This window comes from Bacillus sp. NS1 (assembly GCF_058248265.1).
In genome coordinates this window covers 710,250-726,220 of sequence record NZ_JBZAZF010000003.1, presented here as the reverse complement: position 1 = coordinate 726,220, position 15,971 = coordinate 710,250, and the positions used below count along the sequence as shown (strand labels likewise).

General features: G+C 42.0%; 16 protein-coding genes and 1 riboswitch. Of the genes, 2 read left to right on the top strand and 14 right to left on the bottom strand.

Translation table 11 applies throughout. The annotated features are described in order from the left end of the window. Nucleotides 1–44 precede the first annotated feature (44 nt). The 8 genes from gudB to AC4CV5_RS14230 form a co-directional block, all read right to left on the bottom strand. Nucleotides 45–1,319 (bottom strand): NAD-specific glutamate dehydrogenase, encoded by a 1,275-nt coding sequence (gudB, locus tag AC4CV5_RS14265; protein WP_166851271.1) that lies wholly within the window; start codon nt 1,317–1,319, stop codon nt 45–47. Nucleotides 1,320–1,475: 156 nt separating this feature from the next. After that, a complete protein-coding gene (locus tag AC4CV5_RS14260; protein ID WP_003225475.1) occupies nt 1,476–2,060 on the bottom strand; it encodes a genetic competence negative regulator in 585 nt (194 codons plus the stop codon). Nucleotides 2,061–2,219: 159 nt separating this feature from the next. Further along, complete coding sequence (locus AC4CV5_RS14255) at nt 2,220–2,999, bottom strand: metallophosphoesterase (RefSeq protein WP_166851268.1); 780 nt, start codon at nt 2,997–2,999, stop codon at nt 2,220–2,222. Nucleotides 3,000–3,082: 83 nt separating this feature from the next. Further along, the gene (locus AC4CV5_RS14250) at nt 3,083–3,526 is read right to left on the bottom strand and encodes a YpbF family protein (protein ID WP_373923196.1); all 444 of its coding nucleotides are present in this window, start codon (nt 3,524–3,526) and stop codon (nt 3,083–3,085) included. Nucleotides 3,527–3,588: 62 nt separating this feature from the next. Continuing rightward, on the bottom strand, nt 3,589–4,341 hold the full coding sequence (locus AC4CV5_RS14245; RefSeq protein ID WP_490923060.1) for a LysM peptidoglycan-binding domain-containing protein: 753 nt from the start codon (nt 4,339–4,341) through the stop codon (nt 3,589–3,591). Continuing rightward, nucleotides 4,292–4,894, bottom strand: a complete 603-nt coding sequence (locus tag AC4CV5_RS14240) for a CPBP family intramembrane glutamic endopeptidase (RefSeq protein WP_490923058.1) — start codon at nt 4,892–4,894, stop codon at nt 4,292–4,294. Before AC4CV5_RS14240 ends, AC4CV5_RS14245 begins: the two co-directional genes overlap by 50 nt. A gap of 26 nt (nt 4,895–4,920) precedes the next feature. Next, complete coding sequence (locus AC4CV5_RS14235; RefSeq protein ID WP_166851255.1) at nt 4,921–6,411, bottom strand: RecQ family ATP-dependent DNA helicase; 1,491 nt, start codon at nt 6,409–6,411, stop codon at nt 4,921–4,923. Beyond that, nucleotides 6,404–7,462 carry a YpbB family protein gene (locus AC4CV5_RS14230; RefSeq protein ID WP_490923194.1) on the bottom strand — a complete coding sequence of 353 codons (1,059 nt, stop codon included), beginning with the start codon at nt 7,460–7,462 and terminating at the stop codon, nt 6,404–6,406. The genes AC4CV5_RS14235 and AC4CV5_RS14230 overlap by 8 nt, the downstream gene beginning before the upstream one ends. Nucleotides 7,463–7,727: 265 nt before the next feature. Here AC4CV5_RS14230 and AC4CV5_RS14225 point away from each other — a divergent pair, with 265 nt between their 5' ends. Continuing rightward, on the top strand, nt 7,728–7,976 hold the full coding sequence (locus AC4CV5_RS14225; protein ID WP_003225461.1) for a ferredoxin: 249 nt from the start codon (nt 7,728–7,730) through the stop codon (nt 7,974–7,976). A 38-nt stretch (nt 7,977–8,014) separates the two neighbouring features. Here AC4CV5_RS14225 and fmnP read toward each other — a convergent pair whose 3' ends face one another. Continuing rightward, on the bottom strand, nt 8,015–8,587 hold the full coding sequence (gene fmnP, locus AC4CV5_RS14220; RefSeq protein WP_490923056.1) for a riboflavin transporter FmnP: 573 nt from the start codon (nt 8,585–8,587) through the stop codon (nt 8,015–8,017). 152 nt (nt 8,588–8,739) lie between these two features. After that, a riboswitch (FMN riboswitch) is annotated at nt 8,740–8,874 on the bottom strand. A gap of 206 nt (nt 8,875–9,080) precedes the next feature. Between fmnP and serA the strand changes: the two genes are divergently transcribed. Then, nucleotides 9,081–10,658, top strand: coding sequence for a phosphoglycerate dehydrogenase (gene serA / locus AC4CV5_RS14215; protein WP_014114240.1), 1,578 nt, complete (start codon nt 9,081–9,083; stop codon nt 10,656–10,658). 49 nt (nt 10,659–10,707) lie between these two features. On the opposite strand, the gene aroD is transcribed toward serA, so the two are convergent. The 5 genes from aroD to resD all read right to left on the bottom strand — a co-directional run bounded on the left by aroD (nt 10,708) and on the right by resD (nt 15,900). Then, nucleotides 10,708–11,469 (bottom strand): type I 3-dehydroquinate dehydratase, encoded by a 762-nt coding sequence (gene aroD / locus AC4CV5_RS14210; RefSeq protein ID WP_490923054.1) that lies wholly within the window; start codon nt 11,467–11,469, stop codon nt 10,708–10,710. Between the two features lie 112 nt (nt 11,470–11,581). Continuing rightward, nucleotides 11,582–12,688, bottom strand: a complete 1,107-nt coding sequence (locus AC4CV5_RS14205; RefSeq protein ID WP_490923052.1) for a sigma-X negative effector — start codon at nt 12,686–12,688, stop codon at nt 11,582–11,584. After that, nucleotides 12,624–13,208: an RNA polymerase sigma factor SigX gene (sigX, locus tag AC4CV5_RS14200; protein ID WP_166851242.1), complete on the bottom strand. Its 585-nt coding sequence runs from the start codon at nt 13,206–13,208 to the stop codon at nt 12,624–12,626. The genes AC4CV5_RS14205 and sigX overlap by 65 nt, the downstream gene beginning before the upstream one ends. A 203-nt stretch (nt 13,209–13,411) precedes the next feature. Then, on the bottom strand, nt 13,412–15,181 hold the full coding sequence (resE, locus tag AC4CV5_RS14195; protein WP_166851239.1) for a sensor histidine kinase ResE: 1,770 nt from the start codon (nt 15,179–15,181) through the stop codon (nt 13,412–13,414). Beyond that, nucleotides 15,178–15,900 carry a DNA-binding response regulator ResD gene (resD, locus tag AC4CV5_RS14190; protein WP_004398187.1) on the bottom strand — a complete coding sequence of 241 codons (723 nt, stop codon included), beginning with the start codon at nt 15,898–15,900 and terminating at the stop codon, nt 15,178–15,180. Before resD ends, resE begins: the two co-directional genes overlap by 4 nt. Nucleotides 15,901–15,971 lie beyond the last annotated feature (71 nt).

Sequence of the window (15,971 nt, the reverse complement as noted above, 5' to 3'; positions counted from 1 at the left end):
TATTTTATCATAGGAGATTTTTTATTTTTATGCAAATCATCAACTTATATCCAGCCTCTAAAACGCGAAGCTTCAGCCATTTTGCGAACGCCGACCATATAAGCAGCGAGTCTCATGTCAATTCTTCGGTTTTTAGCCATTTCATAAATATTGTTAAATGATTTGATCATCATTTTTTCTAATTTTTCTTCTACCTCTTCTTCACTCCAGTAGAAGCCTTGGTTATTCTGAACCCATTCAAAGTAAGAAACTGTTACGCCCCCGGCACTTGCAAGCACGTCTGGTACAAGCAAAATGTCCCGGTCCGAAAGAATTTTTGTTCCTTCAAGCGTTGTTGGCCCATTTGCCGCTTCAACGACAATTTTAGCCTGGATATTATGGGCATTTTCTTCTGTTATTTGATTTTCGATCGCAGCAGGAACGAGGATATCACAATCCAGCTCCAGCAGCTCTTGGTTCGTAATGGTATCGTTGAAAAGCTTTGTTACGGTACCGAAGCTGTCGCGGCGGTCGAGTAAGTAATCGATATCGAGGCCCTCAGGATCATAAAGTCCGCCATACGCATCTGAGATACCGACAACCTTTGCTCCTGCATCATGCATAAATTTCGCCAAATAGCTTCCCGCGTTTCCGAAGCCTTGGACAACGACACGGGCACCTTTAATATCTATGCCTTTTTTCTTAGCCGCTTCTTTAATACAGATGGTTACACCTTTTGCTGTCGCAGATTCTCTCCCATGAGATCCGCCAAGCACAAGCGGCTTGCCTGTAATAAATCCAGGCGAATTAAATTCATCAATTCTTGAATACTCATCCATCATCCAAGCCATGATTTGTGAGTTTGTAAATACATCCGGCGCCGGCACGTCTTTTGTCGGGCCGACAATTTGGCTGATTGCTCTGACATACCCTCTGCTCAGACGCTCCAGCTCTCTAAACGACATATCCCTTGGATCACAAACAATTCCGCCTTTACCACCGCCATATGGAAGATCAATTATGCCGCATTTTAAACTCATCCAAATAGAAAGCGCCTTCACCTCTTTTTCTGTTACGTTCGGGTGAAAACGTATCCCGCCTTTCGTCGGACCGACAGAGTCATTATGCTGCGCACGGTAACCTGTAAAAATCTTTACTGAACCGTCGTCCATACGAACAGGTATTTTTACCGTTAATAATCTCATTGGCTCTTTTAACAGTTCGTATACTTCTTCTGGATATCCCAATTTTTCCAGAGCCTTATGTATTACGGTTTGGGTTGATTTTAATACATCAAGTTTGTCCTCTTCTGTATGACCGGTGTTTCGATCGGCTGCCATTTGAGTTAACCTCCTAGAATCTTCTGTTTCTCACATGCTCCCTTTCAGAGAATAGTATACACCTTCATATGATCTATGCATAGAATAAACGTTATGTTTTTCCATGTTTTTAACGAAAAAAAACTGCTGTGAAATCAGCAGTCTTCCGTTGCATTCTTATGAAAAATGAGTCTGTATCGTCTCAACGGCATTACCGTCCATAATGAGCTTACCATACTCTTGCAAGCGATAAATCGTTAAAGTTGTCGGATTGCCGTATTCCGCCAGAACCGCCACAACCCCTTCAGCCGTATGCGATCCCAGATCTTCAAGGCTTAAAAAGTACTGTCCGTCATAGTGGTAGACAGTTCCCCCATTGATACCGATTCGCTGTAAGCTTTCTGAAAGCTGAATGATATCTTCAAAGGAATGGAATTGATAAATGATGTCCGCACTTTCATCAAGCTTGACTTGCATTTCGATGTAATCATCATCATACTCATCGTCTTCTGAATCTGCGTCTTGGTTCTTTGTTACGATCACAACCATCCCTTGTGCTTGGAGAGAATACACTTCCACTGCAATCGGTCCATTCGCTTCAAAGCCGAGCTCTGTATTAGCTTCATTCATCATATCTTTAAATAACTGGTGGACTTTAAATGAGTCCTTCCAGAGGTCTTCTTTTGTCAATCCCCGGTCTGTCAAATCATCGAGGGTCAAAAAGATTTTGATCTTATTATAATTCAGACGCTCAAGCCGCATAACGTTCCCTCCTGCCTCTACTTGCACACAAATCATATAACACATTATATGAGATGATGAGTCATAGGTTCTTAATTGTTATCAGTTTACACTGAGTTCACTAGTAAGACAAGCACAATGCAGTTTTTATTGCCCATATGGATTTTTGCTTTTGAGAAGTTATTCTGGCGCACAAAGAGTCACAATGTGTGTTTCCGGCTCAGCACCTAAACGAAGAGGCACTTTTGTTGTGCCATATCCGTTGCTGATGAGATACGCTGCATTTTTAACAATGCCTGTTCTCCCGAGTTCATACGGGCCGAATTTTCCAAACCTGATCTGACCTCCGTGGGTATGTCCGCTGAATATCGCATCAATACCGTCAGCTTCATTAATTTGTTCATGAATCTCCGGGTTATGACAAACCAGAATATTCAGCTGGCTTTTGTCGAGTTCTTTAATGGCTTCCTCATAATGATCCATCTCCATCCTGATATCATCAACTCCGGCAATCGCAATGGTATGGCCGTTGTACGAAAACGGAACTGACTCATTCCTCAGAGTGATGACACCGTGCGCTTTGAAAATGGAATACAGCTTATGCTGCCTGACTTCATAATCATTATTCCCCCATACAAACACGACAGGAACCCCGAAAGCCGCGAGCCTTTTGATGTTCTCCTCGATTCTCATACTGGGCACTCCGCCCTCGGCTAAATCACCGCCGATGATAACCAGGTGAGGGGCATGGCATCGCGCTTTTTCTAAAAGGTCTTCATCGATGAGACGTTTGTGAATGTCTGAAATAAAAAAGATTGTAAGAGGCGGCTTGCCCTTCATTTTTGATAAAGAAAACGTATGTGTTTTCAAATGGTTGCCTTTTGCTGTTGAATACATTTTTGCCGTCATTGCCGCTGCCGCCACAGTTAGCACACCGGCAATTTTTACTGATAGCTTCATAAAAACTCTCCATTCTTTTAGAACTTATCAATAAGACGGGCAATAAAAAAAGACGTTTCTATCGTTTGAGAAAACGCCCGATTTTATTTACTTTCAAAATATAGATTAATGTCATATTTGTGCTTCATCATTTGAAAAACAGATTCTCTCGCCTTCCATTTATCCGGCTGCGGCCAAAGATCAGTGCTTTTCTGAATAATTTCGCATCTCAGTTTATGAAAATCGCCCTCAGCTTTTTCTTCCTTTTTCTTAAAATAATATGAAGTGCAGTATGCAAAAGCGGTTGCCATCATCCAAAATAAATAAAAGGTATGGCTAAGCATTTCTTGAAGAACGAGCTGAGGCGCCGGGCTTTTGATCATAATCATAATACACAATAAGCCTAAACAGATGAGTGAAGTCCATCGCCATCTGCAACATTGCGTTGCATAATTTTCAAATTTTTGTTTTCGTTTCACCAGCGCTTGGAGCATCTGTTTGGTCGGCGCGTCTGTATACTGATCCATCTGATTCCATAAGGTTTCCATACGCTTCACACCTTGTCCATTTTCATTGCTACAATATATGAGCGGAAAATAAAAAAAATGCCCTATTCATCCATAAAGGGGATGTCCAAAACTTGTCCGGTGTAAACATCATTTCCGTTCAGATGATTATACACACGAATTTTTTCTTCTCCCGACCGGCTTTTATAATACTTCATAGAAATGCGGTACAACGTTTCTTTCTTTTGGACGGTGTGCTTGACAACGCGTTTCGGCTCATATTGAACTGGTTCAGCGGACTGCTGTACTTCCGATGCTGCTTCTTGTTGGGGAGAGGAAGCAGCCGCTGCGGTTGCTTCCTCCTTATCTGCTGAATGTTCTTTTTCCGCTACAGCAGGCTGTTTCTTATCAGTTGTTGTTTTTGCAGGCTCTTTTGCCTTTGTATCCTCAGACTTTTTTTTTGACTCTTGCTGCAGTGCGGTCTCTTTGGACTCTTGGGCCTCTTTGTTATCTGCGGTATCATTTTTATCCTCTGGTTTCGGCACAACCTCATATTTGCTTTGGCTGCTGTCGATAAAAACATCTTCATAATCGTCGTGATTATCCGGGTGGCTTTTTAGATAAAATAAGGTGACTAACACGATAACCGGCACAAATACAAATAATACAGCGAGTACAGTGAATAATGGCGTTTTTGTTTTGCCTTGCTTTTTTTTCTGTTCTCTTTGATTTTTTACAGATTGTCTTGTCGGAAGGCTTTCTCCATCATCATCGACATAATCGTCCGCCAACGCGGCGTTTTGATCTTCATAAAGATTCTGGGTTTTTCTTCTCTCTACTCTCGACATGTTCGTCATGTTTATCCCTCCTCACATGTTCAAAACGAATCTGACAGGCAAATACGGCATCAATGATAAAATGCGCCGTCACCGGAACAAATAAGTTACCGGTCCATTCATACATCAGACCGAGCAAAAAGCTGATTGCTGTCACCATGATAAATAACAGCCACCTTGACAAATACCGAAAGTGTAGAACGGCAAATATAAGGCTGGCCGCCCACAGACCGATATGAGTCTGCAGCACTCCTCTGAATAACATTTCTTCCGCGAAAGCAATCAGAAGCGTTAAAAATATAATATGAGGGATTGACCTCTTACTGAATATTTTTTTATTGATTCCGCCGTCATCATATAAATGAGGCGGGCACCATTTCATCACGGCCATATCGGCTAAAATAACAATAACCGAAATAGAAACGCCGTACCATATGATTCGCATATCGCCAATATCCCAGAGCTTTAGTATATCTCCTACATCCTCAAAAAAGAAAAATCCCGCCAAGGCTGCAGCGATGATGATCAAAAGCTGCGTCAAATATAACTGCTTTAGCATATCATGATCAGACATATGCTGAATGAAATCCTTTTGCTGTTTCAGTTCAGCTCACCTACAGTCTGCAAGCTGAATATCCGGTGCAATTCCGAACTCCAGCTGTCTAATGGCGCCATTTTACTCCGTTCTCCTTTTTGTTTATATAAGGATAGATCAAAACCGCAATGTGAACAGCACGGGAGATTTCCGTCATCAGGCTCGTATGATTCATCAAAATAGGTTAACAGTGATTGCCTTAAACAGCCGTCACGCTGAAGCAGAAAAGATACACGACGCATTTTTTCCAGCTTCATCTCCATGCGAGATGAAATTTCCTGTTTCATCAGTTCAATTGATCTTTTTCCCTGCATAAAGAGATGTATCATCATACGGGCTTGTGTCTCTCCAACACCATACTGCATTAATACGTCACGCAGTCTTCTCTCATCCCGCTCATCCGTCTTTTCAAGCACACGGATTACATCGGCGATTTCTGCTGCTGTGACACTCTCCATTTGGATAATCTGCTCCTGCAATTCAAAATCTCCTGGCGCACGCAGCAAAATGCTGACACTCGGTTTTCCGTCGCGTCCCGCTCTGCCGATTTCCTGCATAAAAGCTTCAGCCGTCTGCGGGATATGAAAATGAATCACATATCTGATATCAGGTTTATCGACACCCATTCCAAACGCATTCGTACAACATATCACATCAAGCTGATTATGGATAAACTGCTGCTGTATTAAAATCCTGTCGCCGGACTCCATACCGCCATGGTAAAAGTCGGCTCTGCTGCTTGTCTTGTTTTTAATTTCACCCGCTAATTCTTCAGCCCATTTCCGTGTCGGACAATAAACAATTCCCGGACCTTGCAGGTTTTCAACCAGCTGAATGACCCTATCTATTTTTTCGGCAGTACCCGCCGCATTTTCAACCCGGAGTGCGATGTTTGGGCGGTTGACTGAGTTGAGATGCCGTTCGGCATGCTGCAGCTCCAGCAGGTTCATGACATCCTGCAGCGTATCCTTTGTAGCAGTAGCGGTCAATGCAAGAACCGGAGGGTGCCCAAGTTTTTTTCTCAGCTGTCCAAGCTTTGAATAGTCAGGCCTGAAGTCATGCCCCCATTCAGATATGCAATGTGCTTCATCAATAACGAATAGGCTGATGGGGACGGTTTTCAATTTTTCCAATACATATGGCGACTGCAAAGCCTCGGGAGACAAGTACAAAAATTTATAGCGGTGAATATGCTCCAAAACGAATTGTCTTTCCTGTCTGCTAAGCATGCTGTTCAAAGCGGCAGCACGTTTTTCCCCCCGTGCTTTTAGCTGCTGTACCTGATCCTCCATTAAAGAAAGCAATGGAGAAACGATTAATACCATGCCGTCAAGCATATAGCCAGGGAGCTGGTAGCAAAGCGATTTTCCTCCCCCAGTCGGAAGCATCGCAATGGTATCCTTCCCGCTGAGTATGCTTCTAATAATGTCCTCCTGCCCGCTTTTAAAGGAAGTAAAACCAAAAAATTGATGTAACGTTTGCTGTAATTTAGTCATATTGCTGCACCTGCTTTGTTAATGCCAATCTGATTTGAAAGTAGCTGAACCGCTGCTCCAGCCCGTCTCTAATTTGTTTGATTTTGTTCGTCCGCATCCGTTTGGCAAACTCTGCAATTTGGAGCTGGTCTTCCGCTGATACATAGTCATCAATCATAAACGCAGGCTCGTGAAGAGAAATCTCGACAATATGGTCTTCGATGGTCGCTGTTTTCAGCTTTCTGGTTTCAGCAATACGATGTATCGGAATCCCTTGTTTGATCATCTGCCATGTTTTCCTCGTTGACTCTGTCAGCGCATTATCTAAATGTACATCAGAAAGGAGATCCTTTAACAAAGTATCTTCACACTCCGGAAGAGAATGAATAAAATAATGTACCGACGCCCAAAACATGATATAAACATACCATTCATCTTCTTTCAGCGTGTCAGCAAGCTGCCTGCTCGTATAACCGATCCTATCGTAAGAGGTTAAGGAGTAGACAAAAATTTGCGCTGCTTTGTCATCAACCTTATGCAAATGAGACTCCAGCATGGCAAAAAGACTGCTTGCCATTTCTATATGATCCGTATGCCGGGACAGGTATTTCTTTACCCAGTGAAGTGTCTTATAATCCTTTGTGACAGGAATATACTGCCTGCTCCCTTGCAGTTTATGAGATAAGACCTGCACAAGCAGCGAAAGCCTTTTCCAAAGCACGCTGGCAGCAGGCTGATAATAAGCGCCGTGGCAATGTTCGGGCCAAGGCCGTTCACTAAGGGCTTGCCTTAATGCTGCTGCGCCGCTGGATGTCACTTTGTATGTATCTGTTTCAGACATTGATTCGAGATATGAATGCTGTTCGAGCTTGGTGAGTGACGCTGAAATATCGCTTCTCGAACATTGCGCCGCCATTCCAAAATACTTTGCAGTCTGAAATAAGCCGGCATCTTGAATGGTTTGTGACGATCTTTTGCCTTTGAATAGGTGAAAAACAGCGCTTCCCGACCGTTCTCCGTTTATTTTCCAAAGGCAATCGAGAACCATAATATCGAAGTAATTTAACGACAACCTATCCACCCACATTCTTCCTGACAAAAATCGTTGATTTACTCTCTTTATTTTAACAGATTTTAAGCAGAAATCGACGTTTAAAGTCATCATTAAGGGGGATGTTATGTAGATAACCCCTTATGTGATAAGCATTCTCAATCATTTTTCTGTTGAAATGTGGCAGCAACATCATTACAATAAGTAAGAGGAATAGGTGTTAAATTGATTAAATAAAAAGATTGATCCATTTGTTCCACCAAGAACAATCTGGGAGGTTTTATTCATGGCAAAGTACACAATCGTAGACAAAGATACATGTATTGCATGCGGCGCTTGCGGAGCTGCAGCACCAGACATTTACGATTACGATGATGAAGGCATCGCGTTCGTAACGCTTGATGAAAACAAAGGCGTTGTCGAAGTTCCTGAGGTACTGGAAGAAGATATGATTGATGCATTTGAAGGATGTCCTACTGATTCCATCAAAGTGGCGGATGAGCCATTTGAAGGCGACCCGCTTAAATTTGAATAGAAGAAACAAAAAAGCTCCCCTGCGGGAGCTTTTTTTATTTAATGGATATGTGCGCTTCGCTGCTGTTCAATCCATGGCTTAAGCTTGATGAAAATCAGTGAGAATACAATCGTAATCACAATGCCTTTTATAATGTTAAAAGGAAGGATGCCAGCGACGACCGCTGTTTTCAGCGCGCTGTCAGATAATGCCGGCGAATGTAAAAACAACGTGTATGCCGGAAGAATCAGAACATAATTTAAAATACTCATCAAAATGGTCATTGCTGCAGTACCTAAAAGCAGGCTGACAGCTAAGCCCTTTGTTGAATTCAGCTTTTTAAATAAGAAAGCAGTCGGCAATATAAAGAGTGTCCCTGCGATAAAATTCGCAATTTGCCCTACAGGAACCCCGGCCATGCTTCCCTGAATGATATATTGAAGAACGTTTTTTATCGCCTCTACAGCAATACCCGCTAAAGGCCCGTAAATGAGAATAGCAATAATAGCGGGCACGTCGCTAAAATCAATTTTCAAATAATCCGGTAGACCCGGAAACGGGAAATTCAACAGCATCAAAACAAATGCAATGCTGCTCAGCATACTGATCACAACTAATTTTTTTACTTTCACTTCACTCTCTCCTTTTCGATCACATCTTACTCGAAAACGGAAAGGTTCTTTTCCAGCCAATAAAAAAACCGCTTCATGTATAAAAGCGGGGTTTTGAAAATTAGGCTAGGCAAAGAAACGTTTGAAAATCCAATTTCAAAACGCTTATGAACCTCCATCTTCTCCCATCCAGACTGTACTGTCGGCTCCGGAATCTCACCGAATCCTGCTGTAAAAACAGCTCGCGGGCTTAGAGCCATCGGCTCATCACCGCCGGTAGGGAATTTCACCCTGCCCCGAAGATTGATCATATGAATTTAGTTCCATTATAAACGATAACTGGTTGGCTGTATAGAGAATTGCTTCAAATTATATATAATACCTGAAAGCTATAAAAACATTGATTTTTAAGCTTTCCTTTTATCCTTTACTGCGTCAATACACGTTGACACTCTATTGAGAATATGTTAAATTATCAGATATTTAGTTTGTCAATTTAGGAGGAAATCTAACGATGTTTCGAGTATTGGTCTCAGACAAAATGAGCAACGACGGCTTACAGCCACTTATTGAATCAGATTTTATTGAAATAGTTCAGAAAAACGCAGCAGATGCAGAAGATGAATTACATACTTTTGATGCTCTTTTGGTGCGAAGTGCGACAAAAGTAACAGAAGACCTTTTCAAAAAAATGACCTCTTTAAAAATTGTCGGAAGAGCCGGTGTCGGTGTAGATAATATTGATATTGACGAGGCGACTAAACACGGGGTAATCGTGATTAACGCTCCAAACGGCAACACCATTTCGACAGCTGAGCATACATTTGCGATGATCTCTTCATTAATGAGGCACATTCCTCAGGCTAATATCTCAGTAAAATCCAGAGAGTGGAACCGCACAGCTTACGTCGGTTCAGAGCTTTATGGTAAAACACTTGGGATTGTAGGATTAGGCCGAATCGGAAGCGAAATTGCACAGCGTGCGAGAGCATTCGGTATGACCGTTCACGTTTTTGATCCTTTCTTAACTGAAGAAAGAGCGAAAAAAATCGGCGTAAACAGCCGTTCTTTTGAAGAAGTGCTTGAAAGCGCGGATATTATTACCGTTCACACGCCTTTAACTAAAGAAACAAAAGGATTATTGAATAAAGAAACGATTGCAAAAACGAAAAAAGGTGTTCGCTTAATTAACTGCGCGCGAGGCGGTATTATCGATGAAGCAGCGCTTCTCGAAGCTTTGGAAAGCGGGCATGTTGCCGGAGCGGCGCTTGACGTTTTTGAAGTTGAACCGCCAGTTGACAATAAACTCGTTGATCATCCATTAGTCATTGCCACTCCTCACTTAGGAGCATCGACTAAAGAAGCTCAGCTAAATGTCGCGGCTCAAGTGTCAGAAGAAGTTCTGCAGTTCGCAAAAGGTCTCCCTGTTATGTCAGCTATCAACCTGCCTGCCATGACAAAAGATGAATTCGCTAAGATTAAGCCTTACCATCAAATCGCTGGAAAAATTGGCAGCCTAGTATCCCAATGCATGAAAGAACCCGTACAGGATGTTGCCATTCAATACGAAGGTACAATTGCCAAACTTGAAACATCGTTCATTACAAAAAGCCTTCTGTCAGGCTTTTTAAAACCGCGCGTTGACTCAACTGTTAACGAAGTCAATGCCGGGGGTGTCGCAAAAGAACGCGGCATCAGCTTCAGTGAAAAAATTTCCTCTTCTGAATCTGGATACGATAACTGCATCAGCGTAAAAGTGACAGGAGACCGCAGCACCTTTACTGTGACAGCTACGTATATTCCTCATTTCGGAGAACGTATTGTCGAGATCAACGGATTTAATATCGATTTTTATCCGACGGGTCACCTGGTATATATCCAGCATCAGGATACAACAGGTGTCATCGGCCGAGTAGGACGTATTCTCGGAGATAACGATATTAACATTGCAACCATGCAGGTTGGCCGTAAAGAAAAAGGCGGAGAGGCCATCATGATGCTTTCCTTTGACAGACATCTTGAAGATAAAATTGTGAAAGAACTAACAGATGTTCCTGATATTGTGTCTGTGAAGCTCATTGATCTTCCATAATCTAAAAAAACTCAAGCTATAAAGCTTGAGTTTTTTTATTGTTCTATTTTCATGTGTTTTTGTGCAAAATCTCTAAGACATTCCTCAGCTCAGAAACAGGTATTTGACCAGGTGCCGATGCCTCTTCTCCCGCGCCAAAAGTACAAGCTGATCCAAAAACTTCACCGCTCAGCCTGCTGATCAGCCCTGTTGCAGCCATTGACATTGTAATAATCGGACGGTCTGCATATCTTGTTTTCATTGTATGCGTCGCATCAAGCAGTGTTAAGAGATCTCCTGTATCATTCGGCATGACAGCCATTTTTGGAATATGCGCTCCTAAATCCTGCATTTTTCGAAGCCTTGAAAGAATCTCATCTTTCGCAGGCGTTTTCTCAAAATCATGATTTGACATTACCACATAGACATTGTTTTCTTCCGCCAGCGATACTAACGCTTTCACATTTGCATCTCCTGAAAATAATTCAACGTCAATAAGATCGATGTCTTTTGTTTGGACTGCCGCTTCCAGCAAAGCAATATAGGAGCTTTCATCCATTTCCATGTTCCCGCCTTCTTTATGGGTTCTGAATGTAAATAGAAACAGCTTGTCTGCTAAAGACTCCCGAAGTTTCGAAATCATCTTCGTGACGGCTTCTTTGTCATTTGCTTTATCAAATACGTCGACTCGCCACTCCACAATGTCCGGATTGAGTACTTTTACAGCTTCTGCTTCGTTCAAAATTTGTTTTTCCGTTTTTCCCATCAGCGGAACGATGATTTTCGGCATCCCTTCTCCGATGGAAACTCCTTTGATTGTTAACACGTTCACTCGTCTCAAATCCTTTCAATCGTTACCTTGTTTTATTATACACGCACAACTATTTTTTTGAAAATTTCTATTATATGAATAGCAACTAAAAAAGAGCCTGAAAGGCCCTTTTTTAGTTTAAGGAAATCGGATTTGGAGCAGAAGGTACCGGAATTGCATCTGATACATTATATCTGCCGATTTTTTTTGTTCTGGTTTCCGTAAAGGTCACTTCTGTAAAACCAAACTCTTTTGCCGTTAAAAGAAGTCCTTCAAGCATTAAGATACCGGCAATAGAATCCTCAACTTCTGAGTCTTTTGAGAAGCGGATATATAAGTGTTTCTGTTTCTTCGTTACAGATTTGACTGCACCCGCTTGAATTAGAGGTATTGTACCTTTTTGGCTGCTCGATTCCATATCCTTAATCGCTTCTTTTACTGTATCAAATGTATTTTCTGACGGAACGAGAAAGTCTTGTCCTTGTTTATTTTGGTACAAGTAGTAGGCTCTTTTCGACTGTTTTGGAATACGAATTTCTGTAAAAGCTCCATATGAGCCAATAATGGCACCGCCCTCATTTTGATCCGATAAAAATTTGATTTTTTCATAAGGACTCCATTTTAGGGATTCTTTCAGCAATTTTTTTAACAGTGTATCATCTTTTACAGAAAAAGCCTCAATGGGTTGATGGACTCGTACACTTAATTCCTTTTGCCTTTGATTTTCCTTTACCTCCACTTCATCTATGAAGGATGGGATCGTAATGGCATGATCAAGGATACCCAGTTCACCACTTTGAAACAGCATATCCTGTATCGTTTGGTCTTCGTTTGTTTTTTTGATGCTGATGGGTATGATTGCGGATGTTTTGGCATCAGCAATTGCTACAGTGATGTAATTGTTATGTTCCTTTTCAGGAACAACAAATGAATTCTGATCCAGGGATGATCCAGCTTTTGGGCTGTCTGCTGTCTCTGTTTTTGTCACAGTGTTCTCTTGGGACGCTTCTTTTTGTTGAGGCTGTGCCTGGTCAAAGAAATGAGGAGTTATAATGAAGGCGATATAAACCGCAATTGCAGCGGCACATGCGGGGCCAATCCACCTAACAGCAGGCTTTTTTTTGCTTTTTGCCATCGTCAGCCGCTTGTAAATATCCTGAGGCGAACGATGGTCTTTAACTGCCGGAAGTTGACTTAACAACTCCTTTATCTGTTCTTCGTTCCATTCTGACTTCATCATCCATTAGCTCCTCCCTCAAAAGCTCCATATGTTTCCGAAGTACTTTGAGCCCTCTGTGTTGGGTCGTTTTGACTTTGCTTTCCGAGAAGCGCAGAGCATTGGCTGTTTCCTGAATTGAATATCCATGAATAAACCGCAAGATAATCACAGCTCTTTGATCGATCGTGCATTGATCAAGCGCAGCATAAATTTCCCGGACATTTTCATGTTGAACCGCAAGTTCGTCCGGAAGCAATTGCTGATCTCTGACATCCTGTGTATCCCAATCAAATGTGCCGAGTATACGCTGTCTGATCGTCTGCTGTTTACGGAACCAATCTATTGCAACATGGCGTGCGATCGACAAAAGCCATGTTTTTTCACTGCTTCTTCCTTCAAACGTATGATAAGAATTTAATACCCGAATATAAACCTCCTGCAGAAGATCTTCTGCCTGGCTTTTATCCTTTACCATATAAAATAAAAATTGATACAAATCTTGATGATATGTGTCATATAACAATTGAAAGGTTTCTTCCATTTGAAACCCCTCCGTTCACTTTTTTGTCGTATTAATAGCTTGAAAAGTTACATTACAACTATATTACGAGAAACTGGAATTTGGAAGGGAATTTATATTAACATATCCTTAAATTTTATTAATATTGGCTTTTAAAAAAACACCCGCTCGATTAGCGGGTGTTTCTTATGGAACAAGATTCTTCGGCAAATTCAGACTCGATTTTATGGTTTTGTCGGAATATAAAATGTAAATGTCGTTCCTTTATCTATTCGACTGTGCACCGTAATTGATCCGTTGTGGGCCTCCACAATATTTTTAACGATAGCCAGTCCAAGACCGGTTCCTGCTCTGCCTCTTGTTCGCGCTTTATCTGCCTTGTAGAACCGCTCAAAGATAAATGGCAGATCTTCTTCCGGAATGCCCGATCCAGAGTCTTTGATATCAATTTTCAATCCATCCTTCACAGTATGGACTTCAATGGAAACACTGCCTCCGGATGAAGTATGCCGCAGTGCATTATCGATCAAATTGGTAAATACCTGCTCCATCTTGTCTTCATCAAACATAAATTCCTCTTCTGTGAGAGAAATGTCTTGATGTAAAGTAATATTTTTTTCTTTAGCAACACCGGAAAATTTCCGAATGATCTTCTCTAAAAATTCATCAACATTGATTTTTTCATAATGCAAGCCTGTATGGCCTGACTCCATTCGGGCTAAATCAAGCAAATCATTGACTAGACGGCCCATTCGCAACGATTCGTCATAAATGATTTGAGCAATTTCTTTCCGGTCTTCTTCAGAACTTGCAATGTCATCGACAATTGCTTCACTGTACCCCTGAAGCATAGAGATCGGTGTTCTCAACTCATGGCTGACATTTGCGATAAAGTCCTCCCGAAGCTTATCAAGGCGCCGTTCTTCAGTCATGTCACGAAGCACAGCAACCGCTCCTCTGACATGCGATTCCGCATAAAGCGGCGACATCAAGAGCACCCATGATCTGCCTTGCAGCGTCATCTCAATCATTTGTTCTTTTTCAGTGCTGACAGCGTTTTGGAACAGCTCTTTTGCTTCAGGGGGAAGGTTATCGCCTTCTTTGATATTCATATTCTGCTCATAATACCACGCCTGAAGAAACCGTTCAGCCGGAGGGTTTGTCACAAGAATTGTACCATCGATATTAATAGTAATGACGCCGTCAGCCATACTGCTTAAAATATTAGAAAGCTGCTCTTTTTCTTGATTGAGCGCATTAATATGAAAGTTAAGCTGCCGGCCCATTTGATTAAAAGCGGTTGCCAGTTCACCGATTTCATCTTGGGTTAAAATCGGGATTTTTGTATCGAACTTGCCCTTCGCCAAATCCTGTGCGCCTTCTCTCATTTTTCGGAGCGGGTACGTGACCCTGCTTGATAAAAAGAAAGCGAAAAACGTCGTCAGTACAATCGCAATCCCCGCGGCAAGAAAAATATAGCGGGTCGTGTGTTTGGTTGTATCTTTAACGGCAAGCAAAGACTGGGATAAAAAGACCATGCCTTTCTTTCCGTCTTTTTCATACGGGACACCTACAATCAGGCGTTCATTATCCGTGTCTGTATTGCTCAGCCCCGTTCGTTTGCTTACTTTTTTATGGTCTTGGAGAGCTCTATTTAAGTCTTTGTCATGCTGTATTTGCTCAACCGTAATGGACGACAGCCGATTTTTATCATTCGGAGAATACCAATACTTTTTCTCATCCTGAACGATGGCAATGCTTGTTAAGTTATCAGCGAGCTCCCAAGTAATTGATCTTGCCAGTGCCTGGTCCTCGTGATTTTCTATGATGACAGCAACTTTATTCGCAAGCTGTGTTAAATCATTCTCGGCTTCTTCCACATGGTAATTCTCAATAAATTCAAGCAAAAGAACCGTCAAAATGAATAATACGATCAAGACGAGTGAAAGGATCGTAAACCACAGCTTGCCTACTACGCTTTTCCAAAATTTCATTCAGCGCCTACCTCAAATTTATAGCCTACACCCCATACTGTGACAATTTTTTTCGCAGCTTCCGGAGATACCTTGTTCAGCTTCTCTCTCAAGCGTTTAACGTGAGTGTCTACTGTCCGCAGATCACCAAAAAACTCATATTGCCACACTTCTTTCAGCAGCTTTTCCCGATCATACACTTTATCAGGTGTTTTCGCTAAGAAGTATAGGAGCTCATACTCTTTCGGCGTCAGGCTTACTTCTGTTCCATCAGCCGTTACACGGTGAGCATCATGGTCAATGGACAGATGTGAAAACACGAGTACATTTTTCGTCGGTGTATTGGCATTGAAATAAGAGGTTTGGGATGCTCTTCTCAAAAGGGCCTTTACCCGCAGCACGACTTCTCTCGGGCTGAACGGCTTGACAATATAATCATCTGTTCCCGCTTCAAACCCCTGCACCCGGTTTGCTTCTTCTCCTTTTGCGGTCAGCATGATAATTGGTGTCGCTTTTTTTTCACGAACTTGCCGGCACACTTCAATTCCGTCAGTCCCCGGCATCATCAGATCAAGCAAAATTAAGTCATAATTGGCTTCAAGCCCTTTGGCAATGGCTTCATCACCATTTTCCGCTTCGTCTATGACATAATTTTCACGTTCAAGATACATTCTTAAAAGGCGGCGAATTCTGGCTTCGTCATCAACTACTAATATTTTGGTTTCGTTCGTTTGGTCCATCGTTTTCCCCCTGCTTTCCTTCTGTTACTTTCATTTTATCAAATCGTGAGAAAGTTTGAGAACTGTGTCGC